Source organism: Gemmobacter fulvus, assembly GCF_018798885.1.
In the GTDB taxonomy this organism is placed as follows: domain Bacteria; phylum Pseudomonadota; class Alphaproteobacteria; order Rhodobacterales; family Rhodobacteraceae; genus Gemmobacter; species Gemmobacter fulvus.
In genome coordinates this window covers 87,323-105,471 of record NZ_CP076362.1, presented here as the reverse complement: position 1 = coordinate 105,471, position 18,149 = coordinate 87,323, and the positions used below count along the sequence as shown (strand labels likewise).

19 protein-coding genes are annotated in these 18,149 nt (G+C 64.8%); 12 read left to right on the top strand and 7 right to left on the bottom strand.

Annotation, left to right across the window (positions count from 1 at the left end):
* Nucleotides 1–5 precede the first annotated feature (5 nt).
* Genes hpaD through KM031_RS16855 form a run of 4 tightly spaced genes read left to right on the top strand, consistent with a single transcriptional unit; the run spans nucleotide 6 to nucleotide 3,471 of the window.
* Entirely contained in the window at nucleotides 6–986 is a 981-nt protein-coding gene (gene hpaD / locus KM031_RS16870) for a 3,4-dihydroxyphenylacetate 2,3-dioxygenase (RefSeq protein ID WP_215505340.1), read from the top strand.
* A gap of 58 nt (nucleotides 987–1,044) precedes the next feature.
* The gene (locus KM031_RS16865; protein ID WP_215505341.1) at nucleotides 1,045–1,899 is read left to right on the top strand and encodes a fumarylacetoacetate hydrolase family protein; all 855 of its coding nucleotides are present in this window, start codon (nucleotides 1,045–1,047) and stop codon (nucleotides 1,897–1,899) included.
* Entirely contained in the window at nucleotides 1,899–2,696 is a 798-nt protein-coding gene (gene hpaH / locus KM031_RS16860; RefSeq protein WP_215505450.1) for a 2-oxo-hept-4-ene-1,7-dioate hydratase, read from the top strand. Before KM031_RS16865 ends, hpaH begins: the two co-directional genes overlap by 1 nt.
* Nucleotides 2,697–2,703: 7 nt before the next feature.
* The gene (locus tag KM031_RS16855) at nucleotides 2,704–3,471 is read left to right on the top strand and encodes an aldolase/citrate lyase family protein (RefSeq protein WP_215505342.1); all 768 of its coding nucleotides are present in this window, start codon (nucleotides 2,704–2,706) and stop codon (nucleotides 3,469–3,471) included.
* A gap of 21 nt (nucleotides 3,472–3,492) precedes the next feature.
* On the opposite strand, the gene KM031_RS16850 is transcribed toward KM031_RS16855, so the two are convergent.
* Both KM031_RS16850 and KM031_RS16845 read right to left on the bottom strand, forming a co-directional pair.
* A complete protein-coding gene (locus KM031_RS16850) occupies nucleotides 3,493–4,296 on the bottom strand; it encodes a helix-turn-helix transcriptional regulator (RefSeq protein ID WP_215505343.1) in 804 nt (267 codons plus the stop codon).
* 167 nt (nucleotides 4,297–4,463) lie between these two features.
* A complete protein-coding gene (locus KM031_RS16845; protein ID WP_215505344.1) occupies nucleotides 4,464–5,120 on the bottom strand; it encodes an HAD-IA family hydrolase in 657 nt (218 codons plus the stop codon).
* Nucleotides 5,121–5,378: 258 nt separating this feature from the next.
* Here KM031_RS16845 and KM031_RS16840 point away from each other — a divergent pair, with 258 nt between their 5' ends.
* Nucleotides 5,379–6,647 (top strand): Tm-1-like ATP-binding domain-containing protein, encoded by a 1,269-nt coding sequence (locus KM031_RS16840; protein ID WP_215505345.1) that lies wholly within the window; start codon nucleotides 5,379–5,381, stop codon nucleotides 6,645–6,647.
* An 81-nt stretch (nucleotides 6,648–6,728) separates the two neighbouring features.
* Here the strand turns inward: KM031_RS16840 and KM031_RS16835 are convergent, their stop codons facing one another.
* On the bottom strand, nucleotides 6,729–7,115 hold the full coding sequence (locus KM031_RS16835; protein WP_215505346.1) for a carboxymuconolactone decarboxylase family protein: 387 nt from the start codon (nucleotides 7,113–7,115) through the stop codon (nucleotides 6,729–6,731).
* On the bottom strand, nucleotides 7,115–8,032 hold the full coding sequence (locus KM031_RS16830; protein ID WP_215505347.1) for a fumarylacetoacetate hydrolase family protein: 918 nt from the start codon (nucleotides 8,030–8,032) through the stop codon (nucleotides 7,115–7,117). Before KM031_RS16830 ends, KM031_RS16835 begins: the two co-directional genes overlap by 1 nt.
* Nucleotides 8,033–8,142: 110 nt before the next feature.
* On the opposite strand from KM031_RS16830, the gene KM031_RS16825 reads away from it, so the two are divergent.
* Nucleotides 8,143–8,856: an IclR family transcriptional regulator gene (locus KM031_RS16825; RefSeq protein ID WP_215505348.1), complete on the top strand. Its 714-nt coding sequence runs from the start codon at nucleotides 8,143–8,145 to the stop codon at nucleotides 8,854–8,856.
* Nucleotides 8,857–8,893: 37 nt separating this feature from the next.
* On the opposite strand, the gene KM031_RS16820 is transcribed toward KM031_RS16825, so the two are convergent.
* From KM031_RS16820 to pdxR, 3 genes are all read right to left on the bottom strand, one after another.
* Nucleotides 8,894–9,481: a VOC family protein gene (locus tag KM031_RS16820; protein WP_215505349.1), complete on the bottom strand. Its 588-nt coding sequence runs from the start codon at nucleotides 9,479–9,481 to the stop codon at nucleotides 8,894–8,896.
* Nucleotides 9,482–9,584: 103 nt separating this feature from the next.
* A complete protein-coding gene (locus KM031_RS16815; protein ID WP_260692175.1) occupies nucleotides 9,585–11,063 on the bottom strand; it encodes an aldehyde dehydrogenase family protein in 1,479 nt (492 codons plus the stop codon).
* A 235-nt stretch (nucleotides 11,064–11,298) separates the two neighbouring features.
* Nucleotides 11,299–12,759 carry a MocR-like pyridoxine biosynthesis transcription factor PdxR gene (gene pdxR / locus KM031_RS16810; protein ID WP_371879022.1) on the bottom strand — a complete coding sequence of 487 codons (1,461 nt, stop codon included), beginning with the start codon at nucleotides 12,757–12,759 and terminating at the stop codon, nucleotides 11,299–11,301.
* A 117-nt stretch (nucleotides 12,760–12,876) separates the two neighbouring features.
* On the opposite strand from pdxR, the gene KM031_RS16805 reads away from it, so the two are divergent.
* From KM031_RS16805 to KM031_RS16780, 6 genes are read left to right on the top strand one after another with little or no spacing between them, the layout of a single operon-like run.
* The gene (locus KM031_RS16805) at nucleotides 12,877–13,887 is read left to right on the top strand and encodes a TRAP transporter substrate-binding protein (protein WP_215505351.1); all 1,011 of its coding nucleotides are present in this window, start codon (nucleotides 12,877–12,879) and stop codon (nucleotides 13,885–13,887) included.
* 55 nt (nucleotides 13,888–13,942) lie between these two features.
* The gene (locus KM031_RS16800) at nucleotides 13,943–14,479 is read left to right on the top strand and encodes a TRAP transporter small permease (RefSeq protein ID WP_215505352.1); all 537 of its coding nucleotides are present in this window, start codon (nucleotides 13,943–13,945) and stop codon (nucleotides 14,477–14,479) included.
* A complete protein-coding gene (locus tag KM031_RS16795) occupies nucleotides 14,479–15,819 on the top strand; it encodes a TRAP transporter large permease (RefSeq protein WP_215505353.1) in 1,341 nt (446 codons plus the stop codon). Before KM031_RS16800 ends, KM031_RS16795 begins: the two co-directional genes overlap by 1 nt.
* Before the next feature lie 12 nt (nucleotides 15,820–15,831).
* Nucleotides 15,832–16,323, top strand: coding sequence for a universal stress protein (locus KM031_RS16790; RefSeq protein WP_215505354.1), 492 nt, complete (start codon nucleotides 15,832–15,834; stop codon nucleotides 16,321–16,323).
* Nucleotides 16,324–16,336: 13 nt separating this feature from the next.
* On the top strand, nucleotides 16,337–16,720 hold the full coding sequence (locus KM031_RS16785; protein ID WP_215505355.1) for a nuclear transport factor 2 family protein: 384 nt from the start codon (nucleotides 16,337–16,339) through the stop codon (nucleotides 16,718–16,720).
* A 31-nt stretch (nucleotides 16,721–16,751) separates the two neighbouring features.
* A complete protein-coding gene (locus tag KM031_RS16780; RefSeq protein ID WP_215505356.1) occupies nucleotides 16,752–18,149 on the top strand; it encodes an NAD(P)/FAD-dependent oxidoreductase in 1,398 nt (465 codons plus the stop codon).

The window sequence follows — 18,149 nt, the reverse complement described above, 5'->3', positions numbered from 1 at the left end:
CCCCGATGCCCCTTCCCGCACCAACCCTGACCCCGCCCTTCAACATCGTCCGCCTGTCGCATGTCGAACTGCGCGTGACCGATCTGGCCTGGAGCCGGGGCTATTATGTCGACACGCTGGGCCTGCAAGTGACGCATGAGGATGCCGACAGCATCTATCTGCGCGCGATGGAGGAACGCGGCCACCATTGCATGATCCTGCGCAAATCCGGGGAAGGCTCGGTCGGGGTGCTGGGGTTCAAGGTCTGGTCCGAGGAGGATCTGGACCGCGCCGAACACTGGTTCCGCGCCAGGGGCCTGCCCACCGCCTGGATCAGCCGCCCCTTCATGGGCCGGGTTCTGGCGACGCGCGATCCCTGGGGCGTGCCGCTGGAGTTCTATGCGGCAATGGACCGGCTGCCGCCGATCCACCAGCAATACAAGCTCTATCGTGGCGTGAAACCGCTGCGCATCGACCATTTCAACCTGTTCTCGGCCAATGTCGACGCCGCCGTCGCGTTCTATGGCGAGATGGGCTTTCGCGTGACCGAATATACCGCCGACGAGGACAGCGGGCGCATCTGGGCGGCCTGGATGCACCGGAAGGGCGGCGTGCATGACATCGCCTTTACCAATGGCACCGGGCCGCGCCTGCACCACACCGCCTTCTGGGTGCCGACGCCGCTGAACATCATCGACCTGATGGATCTGATGGCAACCTCGGGTTATCTTGACAATATCGAACGCGGGCCGGGGCGGCATGGCATTTCCAACGCCTTCTTCCTGTATATCCGCGACCGCGACGGCCACCGGACCGAGATCTATTGCTCCGATTACCAGACCTGCGACCCGGATCTGGAACCGATCAAATGGGATCTGAAAGACCCGCAACGCCAGACGCTCTGGGGTGCCCCCGCACCGCGCAGCTGGTTTGAACTGGGGTCTGCCTTTGACGGGGCGGCGCTGGTCGACAGCGATCTGACAGCGCAACCCATCATCGCGCCGTGACCCTGCTGCGCCATCGGCGTGATGATGATCTGAAACCATTTTGCCCCAGGGGCACCGCATGAACCTTGTCACCTTTACCGCCACCGGCAGCCAGCATTGGGGCGTCACCGCGCCGGGCGGCGTCATCGCGCTGTCGGATGCGTTTCCGCAGTGGAAAACCCTGCGCAACGTGATCGAGGCGCAGGCCATCGGGCAGGTTCTGGCCGCCGCAGAGGGCCGCGCCATCACCCATGCCGATGGCAGTTATCGCCATGACATTCCGGTGCCCGACCCCGAAAAGATCATCTGCGTCGGCGTCAACTTTCCTGACCGCAATGCCGAATACAAGGACGGGCAGGACGCGCCCCCGAACATGAGCCTGTTCCCGCGCTTTGCCCGCAGCTTTACCGGCCATAGCGCGCCGCTGATCCGCCCGCCCGAAAGCCCGCAACTGGATTACGAGGGCGAGATTGCGGTGGTGATCGGCAGGGGCGGCCGCCGCATCGCTGAAGATCAGGCGCTGTCGCATATCGCGGGGCTGACCCTGTGCAACGAAGGCACGATCCGCGATTGGGTGCGCCATGCGAAATTCAACGTGACGCAGGGCAAGAACTGGGATGCCTCGGGCGCGATCGGGCCGTGGCTGGTGCCCTTCACCGATCCGGCGCAGATCGTGGATGTGGAACTGACAACACGGGTGAATGGCGCAGTGCGGCAAAGCGACCGCACCGGGCGGATGCTGTTTCCGGTGGCGCGGCAGATCGCCTATATCTCGACCTTCACCACGCTGGTGCCGGGTGACATCATCGTGACCGGCACGCCCACCGGCGCAGGCGCGCGGTTTGATCCGCCGGTCTGGCTCTGCCCCGGTGATGTGGTCGAGGTAGAGGTGCCGGGCATCGGCCTGCTGCGCAATGGGGTGGCCGACGAATGATGACCCCCGATCAGATCGACGCCGCTGCCGGAATGCTGTTGCAGGCCGAGCTGACGGGCCGCCAATGCGGGCTGCTGTCGCTGCTCTATCCCGCGATCACGCTGGACGATGCCTATGCGGTGCAGGCAGCCCTTGTTGCGCGCAAACAGGCGGCGGGCGGGCGGGTGATCGGCTGGAAGATCGGCCTGACCTCGCGCGCCATGCAAACTGCGCTGAACATCACCACACCGGATTCCGGGGTGCTGTTGGCCGACATGCTGTTTGCCGATGGCGCCTCCATCCCGCCGGGCCGGTTCATCCAGCCGCGGATCGAGGCCGAGATTGCCTTTGTGATGAAGGCACCGCTTGCGGGGGCGCAGGTCACGCGCGACGAGGTGCTGGCCGCCACCGATTACGTGGCCCCCAGCCTTGAGATCCTCGATACCCGCATCCTGCGCGCCGATCCGGCCACAGGCCGCGCGCGGGTGATCTTTGATACCGTCAGCGACAATGCCGCCAATGCCGGGATCGTGCTGGGGCCGCAGCGCCATGCCGTCGAGACCTTCGATCTGCGCTGGATCGGGGCGATTGTCAGCCGCGATGGCGTGGTGGAGGAAACCGGGCTGGGCGCGGGCGTGCTGAACGATCCGGTCACCGGCATCCTGTGGCTGGTACATCGGCTGGCGCGGTATGGTCAGGGCATCGCGGCGGGTGACATCCTGCTGTCGGGCAGCTTCATCCGCCCCATCGAGGCCCCGCCCGGCAGCCGGTTTGCCGCCGATTTCGGCCGCTTCGGCCATGTTTCCCTGAGCTTCTGAGGTGCCCATGCCTGCCCCCGTGAACACGCTGAAACACCGCCTTGCAAAAGGCGACGTGCTGCATGGCATCTGGCTCGGTCTGGCCGATGCCTATGCCGCCGAAATTGCCGCCAGTGCCGATTTCGACTGGCTGCTGATCGATGGCGAACATGCGCCCAACGACATCCGCTCGCTGTCGGCCCAACTGGCGGTGATCGAGGGCAAAGGCCCGGTGCCGATCCTGCGCCTGCCCGATGATGATCCGGCCAAGATCAAACAGGCGCTGGATATCGGCGCGCAGACGCTGCTGGTGCCGATGGTGGAAACCGGGGCGCAGGCCGAAGCGATTCTGCGCGCCACCCGCTATGCACCCGAAGGCATCCGCGGTGTCGGCTCTGCCCTGGCCCGCGCCTCGCGCTTTGCGGCAATCCCGGATTACCTGACCAGCGCCAATGCGCAGATCTGCCTGCTGCTTCAGGTGGAAAGCCGGGCGGGCCTCGCGGCGCTGGACGATATTCTGGCGGTGCCGGGGGTGGATGGCGTGTTCATCGGCCCGTCGGATCTGGCCGCGGATCTGCGGCATCTGGGCAACCCCGGCCACCCCGAGGTGAAGGCGGCGGTGCTCGACGCGCTGCGCCGGATCCGCGCCGCCGGACGCAGCGCCGGGGTGCTGAGCACCGATGCGGGCTTCATCGCCGACTGCACGGCGGCAGGGGCGAATTTCGTCGGTGTCGGCATCGATGTGACGCTGTTTGCCACCGCCCTGCGGCAGCTGGCCCGCCAGTATCGCGGGTGACGGGCGGCAGCCCGGCGCAGATCACGACAGGTTTTCGACCAACGAGAAATAATGCGCAAACAGCTCGTTCTGGCTGGAGATGCGCAGTTTCGCATAGGCCCGCTTGCGATGGGTCGCCACGGTGTTCACGCTGATCCCCATATTCAGGCTCAGCCCGAGAATGGTGTATCCCAGCACGATCCCGGTGCAGACTTCGGCCTCGCGCTGGGTCAGCAGGCTGTTCTCGTCCATCATCGCTTGCTGCACACGCCGCAGCAGGTCTTCGCGCGACAGCGACCGGCTGGGCGCAGCCACGGCATGTGTGAGGTCCGCGTGTTTGGCCAGCACCTGCATTGTCACCGGCGCGCTGGCCTGCAAGGCCGAAATCTCGGCTTCCGAAAAGCGCGCCCGCCCCTGTTCGCGGTAGAAACTCGCATAGACCCGCCGCCCGCAACCGACCTCTGCCGACAGGGCAATCTCTTCCATGATGTTGGGTTTTTCATAGAATTCACGCCGATAGGCCGGATCGGCAAAATACCCTGGCGCGATCACTTCGGCATGGACCGCCGTTTCTGTCGGGCGGGGCGACGCGCGGTTCCACACCGGATCGGTGCGATAGCCGCGCTCGCTGTAAAGACCGGCCAGTTGACGCACCCGTGCGGCGGCGGCATCGGTCTGCGCCTCGGCCACCAGCGTCTGTACCCCGCCGCCATGCGACACGAACACGGTGCAGTGATCGGCCCCGATCATGCGTTCCACAATTCCGAAAAAGCGGTCGCCGAAGGCGGGATCGCCGATGATGGAGACCATTTCCGACATGGCGCCGAGCGTGGATTCTGCGTGCATCTGGAATACCCCCCTGTTGCTGAGCCCCGTGTGCCGGAGTATCATGGAATGGTCATATTGAAGGGGATCCGCCGCGGTCTTCCAAGCGGCGACTGCACGGGATGCCCGAAACCGGGTGAAAAAGCGCCCGGATATCGAACAGGTGGCTCAGAGGGCGGGTCAGGCCGTCACACACCCAGAAGAGCCAGCGCCTCGGCATAGCTGCGGGCCGGATCGGTCACATCAAACGCCACGCATGTCATGCCTGCCGCCTGCCCGCCCCGGATGTTTTTCATCTGGTCATCCACAAACACACAATCCGCCGCCGCCAGCCCCAGCCCGTCGGTGACAAAGCCATAGGCGCGGTGGTCCGGCTTCAGGATACCGGTATAGGTGGCGTCCACGATCAGCTCGAAATCGGCCATGAACGGCAGCCGGTCGCGGAAACCCGCCCCGTAGAACAGGTCCAGTTCGTTCGACAGGATCGCCAGCCGTTTGCCGCCCGCCTTGGCGCGGGCGATGGCATGCAGAAACTCCGGCCGGATCACAGCGGCGGGGTCATTGCCCCGGGCGCGGGCAATGAACTGCGGGAATTCCGTCCAGTCTTCGCCCACCAAAGCGCCGGTTTCGGCCATGCGGCGCATCCAGTAGTCGCGCTCGGTGATCTGCCCGGCCTGCATCGCCTCCCAGACCGGATCCGCGCCGGGCAGGGCAAAGGGGCCGCGCCAGCCCAGCGTCCCCGGTGGCAGGCCCAGCGACTGTTCCGTAAGGTCATGCGTTTCAAACATGGTGCGCGAGATCACCCCGCCAAAATCAAGAACAAGGGCAGAACAGGGCGTGGTCATAGGTCGGTCTTTCCTGAGGGGATGGGGCAGCGCCGGGCACCCGGACGGCAATCCGCAGGAATGTCGGGGCGGCCCGGATTGCTTTTCCTGATTTGCCCGCAGCTTAGCCGCCGCCGGATCGGCGCGACATACCCTCTGCCGGTGACGCTACCGCGCCCTGCGTCACCCTTTGCGGGGCTATGCCCCTGTCGGGGGGGCCGCAATACTGCGCCGGAAAGGCCCGCACTCCGGGACCGGACGACAGCGCAGGCGGACACCATGACCCAGACCAAAACCATTCTGATCATCGGCACCTATGACACCAAGGCCGATGAGTTGGCCTTCATCGAAACGGTGATCCGCGAGCAGGGCGGTCATGCCATCAGCCTTGATGTCTCGGTGCTGGGGGACACGCGGCACCCGGTCAGCCATTCCAAACATGACGTGGCGGCGGCCGCCGGAGCGTCCATCGCAGAGGTCATCGCCTCGGGCGATGAAAACACCGCGATGGCGCTGATGGCCCGTGGCGCCTGTGCGCTGGCGCTGCGCCTGCATGAACAGGAGGCCTTTGATGGCATGATCGCGCTTGGCGGCTCGATGGGAACGGATCTTGCCTTGGATGTGGCGCTGACCTTGCCGCTGGGCGTGCCGAAATACATCGTCTCCACCGTCGCCTTTTCCGCCATCATCGCGCCAGAGCGCCTGCCCAGCGATGTGCAGATGATCCTGTGGGCGGGCGGGCTTTACGGGCTGAATGCGCTCTGCATCTCCACGCTGGCGCAGGCGGCGGGGGCGGTGCTGGGGGCGGCCCGCGCGGCCCGCCCGCCATCGCCCGCACGCCCGCTGATCGGCATCACCTCTCTGGGCAATGCCTGCCTGCGTTACATGAAGATCCTGAAGCCGGAACTGGAGGCGCGCGGCTATGAGGTTGCGATTTTCCATTCGACCGGCATGGGGGGGCGCGCGTTCGAGGCCCTGGCTGGCAGCGGGCAACTGGTGATGGTGTTCGATCTGTGCCTGCAGGAATTCAACAATGGCCTGTTCGGGTCGATCATCAACAGCGGTGCGACCCGGCTGGAAAGTGCGGGCGCTGCCGGGGTGCCGCAGATCGTGGCACCCGGCGCCGCCGATCTGGTGGATTGGCCGACCTGGGCCCCGCTGCCGGAATCCTTCCAGAACCGCCCGCGTCATGTGCATAACAAGCTGATCTCCTCCCTGACGATCAATGCCGAAGAACGCGCCTATGTCGCGCGCGAAATCGCGGTCCGGCTGAATGGGGCGAAAGGGCCGGTGCATATGTTGATGCCGCTGCATGGCGTCGAGGCTTGGGATTGCCCGGGCGAGGTGGCCCATGCGCCGGACGATCTGGCCCGGTTTTACGCCGCCTTGCGCAGCAGTCTGGGCCCGCATGTGTCCCGCACGGAATTGCATTGCCACATCAACGCCCCGGCATTTGCGCAGGCGGCCCTCGCGGTGTTTGACGCATGGGTGGCAGAGGGCATCGTGCCGAAGACTGCGGCCACCGGCCCCCTGCGCAGCACCGCCTGACGGATCGGGCATGGCTGCCGGGCTTTGCCCCTGCCGACGCTCGCGGTCGGCAGGGGTTGTTTCAGGTGGCAGTGGGCAGGATCAGGCGGTTGCGTCCAGCTCGGCAAAGACCTGACGCGCCAGACGGAAGGCCTCCACCCCTGCCGGGATGCCCGCATAGATCGCGAGGTGGATCAGCGTGTCGCGGATTTCGGCGCGGGTGCAGCCATTGGTCAGCGCCCCTTTCAGATGCAGCTTGAATTCCTCGCTGCGGTTCAGCGCACCCAGCATGACAAGGTTCAGCAGGCTGCGGTCGCGGCGACTCAACGCGCCGTTACGCCCCCAGCTTGCGCCCCAGCAATATTCGGTGACGATGTTCTGAAAATCACGGTTGAAATCATCCGCTGCGCCCAGAGATTTTTCCACATACTCTGCCCCCAGCACCTCTTTGCGGATCGCCAGCCCGGCATTGAACAGCTCTTGCGACATCAGATCACCGCCTCGTTCACCACCGGGTTGCGCAGGATGCCAAGGCCCGTCACCTCGACCTCGATCACATCGCCGTCCTTCAGAAACTCGGGCGGATTGCGTTTGAAGCCGACCCCGGCCGGCGTGCCCGTGGGGATCAGATCGCCCGCCTCCAGATCAATGAAATCAGCGATATGTTCCAGGATCGTCGGAATATCGAAAATCATCGTGTCGGTATTGGCCGATTGTTTCAGCACGCCATTGATGCGGGTCACGATCTGCACCTTGTGCGGATCCGCAATTTCATCCTTGGTCACCAGATAGGGGCCGCAGGGGCCGGAATGGCGGAAATTCTTGCCGCCGGTATATTGCGTCACGCGGAACTGATAATCCCGCACCGACACATCATTGAAGATCGTGTAGCCATAGACCAGATCCATCGCCTCGGCCTTGCCGATGCGGCGGCCATGGCTGCCCCGCCCCAGCACAACCGCCAGCTCGCCCTCCCAATCCAGTTGATGCGATACGGCGGGCACGACGATGGGGGCCCCCTGCCCGATCTGGGTATTGGCAAAGCGCGGGAACAGGATCGGGATGTCCGAGATTTGCAGCCCCGCCTCGCGCGCATGTTCGGCATAGTTGCGCGCCACGCAGATGATCTTGGTCGGGCGGGGCACCGGCGGCAGCAGCACGGTTCCGTCAAGCGGCAGGCAATACAGATCCAGCGCCCCGGCCTCTGCCGCTGTCACCACGGCACGGGCCGAGGCATCCAGCACATCCGTTTGCGCCAGAAACGGTTCGATCGTTGCGGGCAGCGGTCGGATCGCCGCATCCGTGGCGGCAAGGGCGGCACTTGCCCGCGCCATATCCACGATACCTGCGCCGATCACGGCCCCGAAACGGGCCTGACCGAAAGATTGATAGCTGACGAGTTTCATGGTTTCTCCGATTTTCGAACTGTGATGGCCGATATTTGAACTTCATCCCAAACCCTGCGGCGGGTAACATGGGGTGGCGTGCGACAGGCCTCTGGCCAGAAAGGGCCGACATGAGCGAGATCAGCTCCACCGGCGATCTGATGCTGACCGTGCTGGAATCCGTGGCCGCGCACGGCCCGGTTTCGGCCACGCAATGCGCGCGGCTGTGCGACATCAACCGCACTGTGGCGCATCGCCTGCTGACGACCCTGGCGCGGCGGCTTTATGTCATCAAGATCACCGGCGGTTATGTGCTTGGCCCCGCCGCCATGGCCGTGGCCGCGCAGGCCCAGCCCAGCATCGTGAGCTTTGCCAAACCCGAAATGGCCCGGCTGGCCCGCGACATGCGCGAAACCGTGGTTCTGCATGGCCTGGCCGACGACGAGGCGGTGGTTCTGGATCAGGCGCTGGACCTGACGCATGTGGTTGTGGTGCGCCACAATCCCGGCTCGCGCCATCCGTTGATCCGGGGGGCGAGTGGCTGGTCGCTGCTGGCCTTCCTGCCCGCCAAGGTGATCGAACGGCAATTGGCCCCGCTGCCCGATGCCGAAAGACAGGCGGCGCTGCAACGGTTGGCGAAGGTGCGGGCGCTGAGCTATGCCCATTCGCGCGATGAATTGCAGCTGGGTGTGCATGGTCTGGCCGCGCCGGTCTGCGGCGCCGATGGCATCGCGCAGGCCTCGGTGGGGATTCTGGTGCCGCAAAGCCGGGCCACCAACCTGATGAGCATGGCCGGGCCGCTGGTGGCCTGCGCCAAGGCGATAGGGGCCAAGCTTTCGGCGTGAAAGCCTGACCCCGACCGGATCGACAGGACGTGCCGGATCAGCCATTGATCCCGGAACGGATGGTCTTGCGGGCCTCGGCCGCATTGATTTCGCGGGTTTCGACATAGGCCTCGAAATCAAAGCTGAGGATGTCGATCTCCTCGATCGGGTCATAGGGGCGCGAGGCGCCGTCCCAGCCCACCTGATCAATGCCCCAATAGAACTCCAGCAGGTTGCCATCGGGATCGCGGGCGTAAAAGCGCGGCTGATTGCCCGGCCCGCCCTTGCGGCAATTGACGATCTCGACCCCGTCGTCGCGCATCTGGGTGTAAAGCCCCTTCAGATCCTCGGGCGAGCCCAGTTCGAAGGCGACATGGTGCAGGCCATAGCCATAACGCGGCGCGCCCGGTGCATCATCGGGCAGGATGTCCTTGCGCATCTTGAAGATCGACAATTCATGGTGCGTGGTGTCACAGCGGATGAAGGCCCCGGCCTGCACGGCAACGCCGTGGCCCAGACGGACCTCTTCATATTCGAATTTCTCGGTCAGCCGCATCCCGAGATATTTGCTGTAAAAGTCGATGGTCCGGTCGATATCGCGGACAGTCAGACCGACATGGCCGAGTTTGGTTACCCTGGGTTTCACAACATCCTCCGTTCGTTATTGTGGCATTTCCGTTCTTATATCGGGCGGTGCTGTCCGCCGGATATACCCGCAAAAGGGGAACGGCGGCGGCGACGGCACAGGGTCACAACTGAATCCAGGCGGTCTTGAGGTTCACATATTTGTCGAGCGCATGAAGCGATTTGTCATGCCCGTTGCCCGACTGGCGATGCCCGCCCAGCGGCACTGTCAGATCCGATCCGCCATAGGTGTTCACATGCACCACCCCGGCCTCGACCGCGCCGACCATCCGATGCGCCCGCGACAGATTGCCGGTCCAGACCGCCGAGGCGAGGCCGAACACCGTGTCATTGGCCAGCCGCACCGCCTCGGCCTCATCCGCAAAGGGCAGCACCGCCAGCACCGGGCCAAACACCTCCTCGCGCGCCAGCGTCATGTCGGGGGTCACACCGTCAAACACCGTTGGCTGCATATATGTGCCGCCGGTGTCCGACAGGATGCGCGCGCCGCCTGTCACCCTGTGCGCGCCCTCCGCCTCGGCCTGTGCGACATGCGCCAGATTCTGACGCAGCTGGGTCTCTGAGCACACCGCACCGACCTCGGTCGTCAGATCCAGCGGATCCCCGACCCGCAGGGCCGCCGCATGGCGGGCAACCTGTTCCACCACCGCATCATGCACCGACGCCTCGACCAGCAGGCGGGAACCGGCGACGCAAACCTGACCTGCATTGCGAAAGATCGCCTGCGCCGCCACCCTGGCCGCGCGCTCCAGATCCGGCGCATCCGCAAAGATGATGTTGGGGCTTTTGCCGCCCAGCTCCAGATAGACCCGTTTCAGGTTCGATTGCGCCGAGGCGAGCAGCAGTTGCCGCCCGACGCCGTTCGACCCGGTAAAGGCCAGCACATCGACATCCATATGCCCCGCCAAGGCCGCGCCCACCACCGCCCCCTTGCCGGTGACGACATTCAGCACCCCGTCCGGCAAGCCGCAGTCGGTGCAGAGTGCCGCCAGCCGCAACAGCGACAGCGAGGCCAGTTCGGCCGGTTTCAGCACCACCGAATTGCCCATGGCCAGCGCGGGGGCCAGCTTCCACGCGCCGATCATCAGCGGCATGTTCCACGGCACGATGGCCCCGACCACACCCACCGGGCCACGATGGATCAGGCCCAGAACATCCGGCGCGGTGGGGGCAATCTCGCCATAGATCTTGTCCAGCGCCTCGGCGTAATACCGAAAGGTGGCGGCGGCCCCCAGAGGTTCGGCCTTCAGTGCCATGGCCATTTCGGTGCCATTGTCGCGCACCCCCAGCACCGCGATGTCCAGCGCCTCGGCCTCCAGCCGGTCTGCAATCGCCAGCAGGATCTTCTTGCGCGCAGGTGGCGGCATCCGCGACCAATGACCCGCGACATAGGCGGCGCGTGCCGCCGCAACCGCGCGATCCAGATCATCGGGGCTGCCTGTGGCAAGCGTGGTGATCTGCCGGCCATCAATCGGCGAAACCACCGGGGTTGCAGCGTCCTGCCCCTCCTGCCACTGGCCGTTGATCAACAGCCTCTGTGCCGGAACCGGCTGGTTTCTGATTGCGTCGATCCGCGCCTGCATCGTCATTTGCGCCCTGCCCCCTGCTGCCTCATGCCAGCACGGACTGTCCCCCGCATGGCGGCCCCGCGGCTAGCCCCCTGAAGGGTGACGGGGCGCAGGGAGGGGGGCGGAAAACATCCGCTCTCAGGCGGTTTTGTGTGGCGCGGCTATGATGCAGACAGTCTTGCAGGCAAATTTGTCTGCAAGACTGGAGGTCAGCAAGATATTGTAATTCATATGCAAATCACGACATCACTCACACCGCCGCTTGTGCCATCAGGGCGACGCCCCGACGGATGTCACCTTCGGCAATCGACGAATAGCCCATGCGGAAGTGGCGGCAGATCTGGGGCGGGTCGGCAAAGAACGGCAGCCCCGGCTCGATCAGCACGCCCACATCTATCAGCCGCGTCGCCAGCGCCGCCGAATCCAGCCCTTCGGGACCGGCGACCCAGAGGCTGGAGCCGCCGTGCCGTGCCGCACCCGCAATCTCGAACGGGGTATCGGCCAGTGCCGCCACCAACGCCTCGCGCCGCTGGCGGAAGGTTTCGCGCAGCTTGACCATATGCGCATCGTAATAACCAAGCGCGAGGAAATAACCTGTCACCCGCTGCATATGCCCCGGTGCATGGCGCAGCATAATCGCGCGCAAGGCCCGCGCCTGCCGCACGAATTCGGCCGGGGCCACCAGATAGCCGATGCGCAGCCCCGGAAACAGCGATTTGGAAAAGCTGCCGACATAGATCACCCGCCCGGCCCGATCCAGCGACTTGAGCGAGGGGCTGGGTGGCTCCAGAAAGCTCATCTCGAATTCATAATCATCCTCGATGATCAGGAAATCGCGCGCATCGGCGGCGGCCAGCAGGGCGTGGCGGCGGGCCAGCGGCATGGTGGCCCCGGTGGGGATGTTGTGGCTGGGCGTGATCATCACCAGCCCGGTATCGGGGTCGAGCAGATGGGGGTTCAGCCCCTCGCCATCCACCGGCACATAGCGGATCGGCATCTGCGCCAGCCGCAGCGTTTCGGCAAAATCGGGAAAGCCCGGATCCTCCAGCGCGGCGCTGCGGTCGGGCCGGGCCAGCAGCTGCACCGCGATCCACAGCGCGTTCTGCGCCCCAAGGGTGATCAGCACCTCTTCGGGCTGGGCGCGGATGCCCCGGCGCGGCAGGGTGTTGCGGCAGATGTAATCGACCAGCACCGGATCATCCTGGGTCAGCCGGTCATCCGCCAGTTCCGCAAACTCGCGCGCCCCCAATGCCCGCCGCGCGCAATCGCGCCAGGCGGCGTGGTTGAACAGGCGTGGATCGGCCTGACCATAGATGAACGGATAGGGATATTCGCGCCAGTTGCGTGGTTTGGTGATCTGGCGGCGGCGGGTCAGATCGGGCAGCCATTGCCGCCAGTCGACCGGGCGCTGCGGTGTGGGCAGATCTTCCGCCGTCAGTCGCCGGTGCGGCACCTTCTGCGACACGACAAAGCCCGACCGCGGCTGCGGCTCCAGATAGCCCTGCGCCACCAGCTCTTGATACACCAGCGTCACGGTCAGACGCGAAATGCCCAGATGCGCCGCCATCTGCCGGGTGGAGGGCATCCGCGTGCCGGGCAGCGCCCGCGTGTCCAGCACCGCCGCCACGACCGAGGCGGCAAGCTGCATCTGCAACGGGCGGCGCTGCGTCTTGTCAACGCGGAACATCTCGACCGCCATTTCGCCCGCAATCTGCATCCTGCGCCTCTGGACTTAAATGTGATCCAAACTGGATATAACCAGAAGCCACCCCGGATGACAATGTGCCGCAGGGCCGAACGCAAGAGTCGGCCGTTCTGGGAGGAAACCATGACATTTCACTTTCGCGCACTGCGCCGCACCGCCCTCGCCCTTTTGCTGATCACCGCCGCCCTTCCAGCCTCGGCGCGGGAATTCCGCGTTGCTGTCGGTGACGGCGCAGGCGGCACGCAAGAGGCGCTTGGCCTCGCCTTCACAGCAGCGCTGGCTGAAAAGACCGCAGGCGCGCATAGCGCCAAACTGTTCCTGAACGGCCAGCTGGGCGACGAGCAGGATACCGTCACCGCCGCCGCCACCGGCACGCTGGATTTCTCGATCCTCGCGATCAACAACATCACGCCGTTTTCGCCCTCGGTCGGCACGCTGACGCTGCCCTATGTGATCCTGTCGCTGGAAGAGGCCGAAACCATCACCCAGGGCGAGATCGGCCAGCAGATGGTCGACCGCACGGTCGAGGATGCAGGCGTGCGCATCATCGGCTGGGCCTATTCCGGCTTCCGGGTGCTGACCAATTCCAAGCACCCCGTCACCACCGTCGCCGATCTTCAGGATCTGGTGATCCGCGTGCCGAAAAACGAGATCATGATCGAGACCTACAAGTCCTGGGGCATCAACCCGACGCCGATGGCCTGGTCTGAAACCTTTGCCGCCCTGCAACAGAAGGTCGTCGACGGGCAGGACAACCCCTACATGACCGTCAACGCGATGAAGTTCGACGAGGTGCAGAAATATGTCACCAACATCCGCTACATCTTTTCCATCGAACCGCTGATCGTTTCGGAACAGCTGTTCCAGTCGCTGTCGCCCGAAGAACAGGCGGCGGTGAGCGAGGCAGGCAAGGTGGCCACAGCGGCCTCGGCGGAATTCCTGCGCGCCAAGGAAGCCGAGATCAAGACCGACCTTCAGGCCCGTGGCATGGAAATCAGCGATCCGGCCGATGGCGAGGCCGAATTCATCGAACGCGCCACCACGCAGGTCTGGCCGAAATTCTATGACACGATCGGCGGCAAAGAGGTGCTGAACGGCGTGCTGGCCGCGCTTGGCCGCCCCGCCGTCGAGTGATGCCCCTGGCCGGGCGCGCAGCCCGGCCCCCTCCCCCTATCGCACGAGGTTCCCCATGGCATCGTTCTGGCACCATCTCGACAAGCTGGAAAGCTATCTCTGCCGCGCGCTTCTGGCCGGTTTCGTCACGCTGCTGTTCATCCAGATCAGCGCCCGTCAGGTTCTGGGCGTCTCGGTCACCTGGATCGAAGAGCTGTCGGTCTTCATGTTCATCTGGTTTGCCTATTTCGGCGCAAGCTATGCGGCGCGCATGGCGGCGCACAACCGGGTGTCGTTCCACCTGAACCGCCTGCCGCGCCATGTGGCCCGGCTGATCGAGGCGGTGGGCGATCTGTTCTGGATCGGCTTCAACATCGTGTTCATCATCCAGTCGATCCGCTTCATCGACGCGCTGAAGCCCTTTGTGAAGGCGCAGACCCTCGGGTGGCAGATGAAATGGGTCTACCTGATCCTGCCCATCGCCTTCACCCTGATGACGATCCGCATCCTGCAAGTGAATTACATCAAGCTCGTGCTGGGCCGCGACCCGCGTGACCCCGACAAGGTGGAGATCGAGGCAATGCCCGATACTGTGGCCGGAGGGCGCGTGTGATGGATAGCCTTCTTGTAGAAATCCTGTTCGGCACCTTTTTCCTGCTGATGGCGCTGGGGGCGCCGATCACCGTGGGTCTGGGCGTCTCGGCGCTGGCGGCCATGCTGTATCTGGGCGACAACCCGATCAAGATGGTGCAGATCGCGTTTTCCTCGGTCGGAGCCTTCCCGCTGATGGCGCTGCCTGCCTTCATTCTGGCCGGCGCCCTGATGGAGGCCGCAGGCCTGTCGCGCCGCCTTATCGCCGTGGCCGAAACCCTTGCCGGGCCGTTCACCGGCGGCATTTCGGCGGCAACGGTGGTCGCCTGCCTGTTCTTCGGCGCGATTTCCGGCTCTGGCCCGGCCACCACGGCGGCTGTCGGCATGTTGATGATCCCGGCGATGGCTCGGGCGGGTTATGCACGGGGCTATGCCGCCTCGATCACCGCCGCCTCGGGTGGGCTTGGCATCATCATTCCGCCGTCCATCCCGATGGTGATCTTCGGCATCTCGGCCATGGGCCTGCAAGCCCCGCCGGAAGCCATCGAGAAATTCGGCACGTTCCAGAGTGTGTCGATCTCCAAACTGTTCATGGCCGGCTTCTTTCCGGGCTGCGTGATGGCCGGAGCCCTGCTGATCACCAACTACTTCCGCTGCCGCGCCGCTGGCTATCGCGGATCGGCCGAGCCGCTGTCGCCGCGCCGCATCATGGAAGCTTCGCTCAAGGGTTTCTGGGCGCTGCTGGCCCCGGTGGTGATCCTGGGTGGCATCTATACCGGTCTGTTCACCCCGACCGAGGCCGCCATCGTCGCCATCGTCTATACTCTGTTCGTCGGCGGCGTGATCTACCGCGAGTTGGACTTCAAGAAGGTGAACGAGGCGCTGGAAACCACAACCTGGCTTGCGGGCCGTGTGTTGCTGGTGCTGTTCACCGCCACGATCTTCGGGCGCATCCTGGTGGAAAACAATGTGCCGGGGGTGATTGCCGATGCGATGCTGTCGCTGACGGACAACCTCTATCTGATCTGGGCGCTGGTGATCTTTTTCCTGCTGATCATCGGCATGTTCATGGAGACGCTGGCCGCCATCATGATCCTTGTCCCGGTGATGCTGCCGGTGGCCTATCAGATGGGCATCGACCCGATCCACTTCGGCATCGTGATGATCTGCACCCTGTCTGTCGGCTTCCAGACGCCACCGCTTGGGGAAAACCTGTTCATCGCTTCGGGCATCTCCAACGTGTCGATCGAGGAAATCTCGCTCCGCGCCCTGCCTTTCGCCCTGGCCGGAACCGCCGCGATCTTCCTGATCGCCGTCTTCCCGGAAATCGCGCTCTGGCTGCCCCGTGCGGTTGGATATTGAGAGGGGAATGCCATGCTGAAACACATCCGCACGATCCTTTACGCGACCGATCTGTCCAATACCTCGGCCTATGCCTTCCGCTATGCCGCCTGCCTGTCAAAGGCGCTGGATGCGCGGCTGCATATCCTGCACGCGGTGGAACCGATGAGCGAGGAGGCCCGCATGACGCTGACCGCCTTCATCACCGACCCCACCGCGCGCGAAGACGCCCTGCGCCGCCGGATGGAAACCGCGCGCCGCCTGCTGGATGAACGGCAGGAAACCTTCTGGGCACAGATGACGCCCGAAGAAATGGTGCTGCGCGACCAGGTGGACGAGATCGAGGTGATCGAAGGTTTCGCCGCCGAGGCGATCCTGCGCCGGGCCGAAAGCCTGCCTGCCGACATGATCCTGATGGGCAGCCATGCCCATGGGATCAGCCATACCTTCCTCGGAACGGTGGCGAAACGGGTGCTGCGCCGCGCGCGCGTCCCCACGCTGATCGTTCCCTATGCGACCGACTGAAAGGACCAAAGCCATGACCCTTACCGCTGACGATCTGAAAGCCACGTTCGATGCGTTCAACCGCCATGACATCGCGGGTGTGATGACACATTTCGCCGAGGATTGCGTCTTTACCACCGTGGCCGGCCCCGAGGTGTTCGGCACCCGCATCGAAGGCCGCGAGGCGATTGCCCGCGCCTTTGTCGGGGTCTGGACCGCGATGCCCGATGCACAATGGGCCGGGCACAGCCATTTCGTGCAGGGCGACCGGGCCGTTTCGGAATGGACCTTCATCGGCACCGATGCCGCAGGCAACCGGACCGAGGCGCAGGGCGTCGATCTGTTCACCATCCGCGATGGCAAGCTGGTGATGAAACAGGCCTTCCGCAAGCAACGCCCGGTCGTCGCGGCCAAGTAAGCCCCCAAAACTTTTCAGGAAAGCAACCGCCATGCAAGGCAGTTTCATGGGGCGCGTGTCGCAGCCCTACAACCCCTTATACGATCCGATGACCGATGCGTCGGTCGGACGGGGCAGCGCCTATGCGCCCACCTACTGGATCGGCACCGCAGGCACGCCGCCTGCCGATGACGGCCCGGTGACGGGCGACATGGATGTGGATGTGGTGGTGATCGGCTCGGGGTATACCGGCCTGTCCTGCGCTCTTCATCTGGCCAAGGAATTCGGCATCAAGGCGCATGTGCTGGAGGCGAACGGCGTCGCCTATGGCTGTTCCACCCGCAATGGTGGCCAGGCACAGATTTCCGCCGGGCGGCTGAAACGCTCGCAATGGATGGCGCGCTGGGGCCTCGACGTGGCCAAGGGCATGCATGCCGAAATGGCCGAGGCCTTTGATCTGTTCCGCGGCCTGCTGCGCGATCACGCCATTGATTGCGATCCGCAGGACGGCGGGCATTACTACATCGCCCACCGCCCCTGGATGATGCCGGTGCTGGCCAAGGAAGCGGCGCTGCTGCGCGACACCTTCGGTTATGGCGCGCGGATGCTGAGCCGGGACGAGCTGTTCGAGACGGCGGTGCGCGACATGGAGGCCCACGGCGCGATGTGGGAACCCGATGGCACGGCGATCCATGCGGCCAAGCTCGCCTTCGGCTATCTGCGCGCCGCGCGCGAACTGGGTGCCAAGGTGCATGTGGCAAGCCCGGTCGAAGGCTGGACCACGCAGAACGGCATCCACCATCTGCGCACGCCCGGTGGCACGGTGCGCGCCAAGGCGGTGGCGGTGGCGACGGCGGGGTATGCCCCACGCGGGCTGCATCCGCGCCTGCGCGACCGGCTGATGCCGATCCTGTCGAATTCGATCACCACCCGGCCGCTGACCCCTGCCGAACTGGCGGAATGCGGCTTCCGCACCGGCTCGCCGCTGACCGATACCCGCACGCTGCGCCACTATTACCGGCTGCTGCCCGACAACCGGGTGCAGATCGGCTCGCGCGCCGCCATCACCGGGCGCGATGCCGCCAACCCGCGCCATCTGGCCAGTCTGCGCGAAGGGCTGGCCCGCAAGTTTCCGGCGCTGCGCGGCATTGATCTGGACTATTCGTGGTGGGGCTGGGTCGATGTCAGCCACGACATGATGCCGCGCATTACCAGCGTGCCGGGTCTGCGCAACGCCTATTACGCGCTGGGATACGGCGGCAACGGCGTGATGTATTCGGCACAGGCCGGGCGGCGCATGGCGCAGCTTGTGGCCGGGCAGGAAGCGGCAGTGCCGCAGCTGCCGATCTTCCGCAGCGAACTTCCCCATGAAGGCTGGAAAACGCCGTTCCGGCGGCTCGGCCAGTGGGGGCTTTATCACATCTACCATCAACGCGACGAACGCGCCTGA